At 42.4% G+C, this 3,400-nt stretch carries 4 protein-coding genes; 2 read left to right on the top strand and 2 right to left on the bottom strand.

What is annotated here, in order from left to right:
* On the top strand, nucleotides 1–1,050 hold a 1,050-nt coding region (locus QZZ35_RS10195), incomplete at its 5' end, for a GGDEF domain-containing protein (RefSeq protein ID WP_291237304.1).
* A gap of 50 nt (nucleotides 1,051–1,100) precedes the next feature.
* Here the strand turns inward: QZZ35_RS10195 and hcp are convergent.
* Together hcp and QZZ35_RS10185 are read right to left on the bottom strand one after the other, a co-directional pair.
* Nucleotides 1,101–2,684: a hydroxylamine reductase gene (gene hcp / locus QZZ35_RS10190; RefSeq protein WP_291237303.1), complete on the bottom strand. Its 1,584-nt coding sequence runs from the start codon at nucleotides 2,682–2,684 to the stop codon at nucleotides 1,101–1,103.
* Nucleotides 2,685–2,702: 18 nt separating this feature from the next.
* Nucleotides 2,703–3,035, bottom strand: coding sequence for a cupin domain-containing protein (locus QZZ35_RS10185; RefSeq protein ID WP_291237302.1), 333 nt, complete (start codon nucleotides 3,033–3,035; stop codon nucleotides 2,703–2,705).
* A gap of 156 nt (nucleotides 3,036–3,191) precedes the next feature.
* On the opposite strand from QZZ35_RS10185, the gene QZZ35_RS10180 reads away from it, so the two are divergent.
* On the top strand, nucleotides 3,192–3,400 hold a 209-nt coding region (locus tag QZZ35_RS10180), incomplete at its 3' end, for a toll/interleukin-1 receptor domain-containing protein (protein ID WP_291237301.1).

Below are 3,400 nucleotides of genomic sequence, written 5' to 3'. Positions count from 1 at the left end.
ATCACACTGGGAGCGTTAATATCGGAGACGTTGACGTTTGTGCTGGATGGGAAACCGGGAGCGATCGTGCATGGACTGCAATATCTGCTTAACGCCTATCTGTTTCTTGCTTCCTGTGGTGTAGGAACACTTTGGGTACTGTATGTAGATTACAGAATTTATCACAGCCGGAAACGCATTTATAAATGGCTTATCCCGGTAATTATTCCTCTCGTGGTGCTTGCTTTGCTGATCCTGTGCGATTTGTTTGGCAGCGGTTTTATCTTTTCGATTACCGAACAGAATGTGTACCTGAGAGGTAAGCTGGCAATGCTGCCTTATGTTATTCTCTTTTCTGAATATTTCATCAGCATTATTTTGGCATTTATCGCGTCAAAACAAAACAATCATGTACGATTTTTTCCTATTCTGTCCTTTATTCTGTTCTGTGTTGTGGGAACGATCGTCCAGGGATTTAACTACGGCCTGTCCGTGGGATGGTTCTGTGTCAGCCTTGCTTTCCTGCTCGTCCAGGTACAGCAAAACAATTATGATGCCTTTATAGATGATCTGTCTGGTCTCTATAATCGAAAATATTATAATTATACGATCAGGAAGTTATCCGGTTCAAAACAACATCCGACGATTTTCGGAATTATGATGGATGTCAATGACTTCAAAGGTATTAATGATCAATTCGGACATACGACCGGTGACGATGCCATCAAAACTATTGGTATGCTCATCCTGGAGGTCACAACCAATCGGGATCTGGCATTCCGGTATGCAGGAGATGAATTTATTGTTATCGGTACTTTCGGCGATGAACGCTATATGGAACAGCTGATTCATGACTTTACGAGAAAAGTGGACGAATTCAACGCAGTTTCCGGGAAACCATACAAACTGTCACTGGCCATCGGCTCCACACTTTATCAAACGGCAGATCTGGATTCTGACAGTTTTCTTCGCCAGATAGATATCAAAATGTACGAGTCAAAAAACAGATACTATTCACAGTCGGGTACCGATCGAAGACAAAGGAAAAAAGTGAATAATGTAAAAACATAACAGAAAGCAGCAGTAAGCATTTAAAATGCACCGCTGCTTTCTTTTTATATTTACATATCTTCCTCCGGAGTTGTTATCGCACCGATATTGAAATGTTCAACAAGATAGTTCAAAACATTTGGTGAAATAAAGGCCGGGAGGGTCGGTCCGAGTTTAATATTTTTTATTCCCAGATATAAAAGGGACAATAGGATACATACCGCTTTTTGTTCATACCATGACAAGATCATAGTCAGCGGCAGATCATTGACACCGCATCCAAAGGCATCTGCCAGAGCGGATGCGATTTTTATCGCACTGTAGGCATCATTGCACTGTCCAATATCCATGAGCCGTGGCAGACCGCCGATGGTGCCAAGATCCAGATCATTAAATCTGTATTTGCCGCAGGCGAGGGTGAGGATAATGGTATCATCCGGTGTCTTTTTTACAAAATCTGTATAGTAATTTCTTCCCGGACGGGCTCCGTCACATCCGCCAACAAGATAAAAATGTTTGATTGCCCCGGTCTGTACAGCTTCGATCACTTTATCGGCCACACCGAGAACGGTGCCGTGACCAAATCCGGTCATAACAGTATCACCGCCGTTTATTCCGGTGAAGGTTTGATCTTCTTTATATCCACCAAGAGCGAGGGCTTTTTCAATGACCGGTGTAAAATCTCTGTCTCCACCGATGTGCGCGATTTCCGGGTAAGATACAACTTCTGTTGTAAAGACACGATCGGTGTAACTGGACTTTGGAGGCATAAGACAATTGGTCGTAAAAAGAATCGGCGCAGGAATGTCTGCAAATTCTTTTTGCTGATTCTGCCATGCTGTTCCAAAATTTCCTTTCAGGTGTCTGTATTTTTTTAATTCGGGATAAGCATGAGCCGGCAGCATTTCACCGTGGGTATAAATATTAATGCCTTTGCCCTCCGTCTGTTCCAGCAGAAGTTTAAGATCTAAAAGATCATGGCCGGAGATAACAATAAATGGTCCTTTCTCAATCTTTAACGGAACGGTTGTCGGAACCGGTGTGCCAAAGGTTTCTGTATTGGCTTTGTCGAGCATTTCCATGCATGTAAGATTGTATTTTCCAACTTCCATGACAACCGGAAGTAATTCTTCCATTTCCCAGTCTTCACCGATAATAAAAAGAGCCCGGGCGATAAAACGATTCAGATCTTCATCTCTGTAACCGAGAACAAGCGCATGATAAGCGTAAGCCGCAATACCGCGAATGCCGAATAAAATTAAGGATTTTAAACTGCGAATGTCCTCGTCTGCTGTCCAAAGGTTCGTCATATCATAATCCTCGTTTTTACCGCATGGATTGGCACAACCAGAGCACATCGGAACTAAAGCTGCCTTTTCACTGTGCACACGTTCAATAAGTTCACGAAGAGTCTCTTCATTGAAATTGACATTGGTGATGGTCGCGAACAGCCCTTCAATCAATAATTTCCATGTTTTTTCATTTCCGAGGGTAGTATCCCCATTGAGTGTACGACCGAGACCGATCAGGGCTCCGGTCAGCTCATCCTGTAATTTTGCCACATCCGCGGTTTTTCCACAGACACCGGCTTTTCCGGTACACCCGGTGCATCCTGCAGTCTGTTCACATTGAAAACAAAACATTTTATGATTCATTTTTTCCTCCCAAATATATTAAAAAACAACAACAAGCAGCATTTTAAACTGTTCCTGGCCGTAAACGGCATGTGGATGGCCAGCCGGCATAACGATGGATTCGCCTTCATGAAGGAAGTATTCCTGACCATCGATCGTAATACGCCCAACGCCGTCTAAACAGGTGACAAAGGCGTCTCCGCCGGATGCATGTGTGCTGATTTCTTCCCCTTTATCAAAAGAGAAGAGGGTAACGCTGACGGCCGGATTCTGAGCAAGGGTTTTGCTGACAACCTGTCCTTCCTGATAAGCAATCTGTTCTTTTAATACTAAAACTTCGGATTTACTAATATTTTTCATAGGTTCTGTCATGAGAATTCCTCCTTTATAATTCGGTGTTTTTGATCTTGGAGCCAAAAAAATTTGACCCGGTGATTTGAGTATACTATAATAAAAATCGAAAGTCGGTTGTTAAAACAACAGAGTGGCTACGAACCGATTCCGCAGCCACTTAAAGGAGAGATATTTTTGGAAAAATTAAAGGATATTTTTATTTCCTATAAAAATGATGGTGAGGGAAATCATTTTGCCGCTCGTTTATGTGAAGATCTGAAACATGAGGGCTATAGTGTTTATTTTAATCCTGATGAGGGAAAGACAGGTAATTTTCCGGAACGACTGAGAAAGGCTATTTATGCATGTAAAGATTTTGTATGCATAGTCACCAGAGGATATAT

This window comes from Frisingicoccus sp. (assembly GCA_016298055.1).
In the GTDB taxonomy this organism is placed as follows: domain Bacteria; phylum Bacillota; class Clostridia; order Lachnospirales; family Lachnospiraceae; genus Frisingicoccus.
The sequence above is the reverse complement of the archived record's forward strand: the minus strand, read 5'-3'. Positions and strand labels throughout refer to the sequence as shown.

Bases quoted from the DNA above. Each gene is read 5' to 3' on its own strand.
- hcp (WP_291237303.1), bottom strand. From the start codon at position 2,684: ATGAATCATAAAATGTTTTGTTTTCAATGTGAACAGACTGCAGGATGC.
- QZZ35_RS10185 (WP_291237302.1), bottom strand. From the start codon at position 3,035: ATGACAGAACCTATGAAAAATATTAGTAAATCCGAAGTTTTAGTATTA.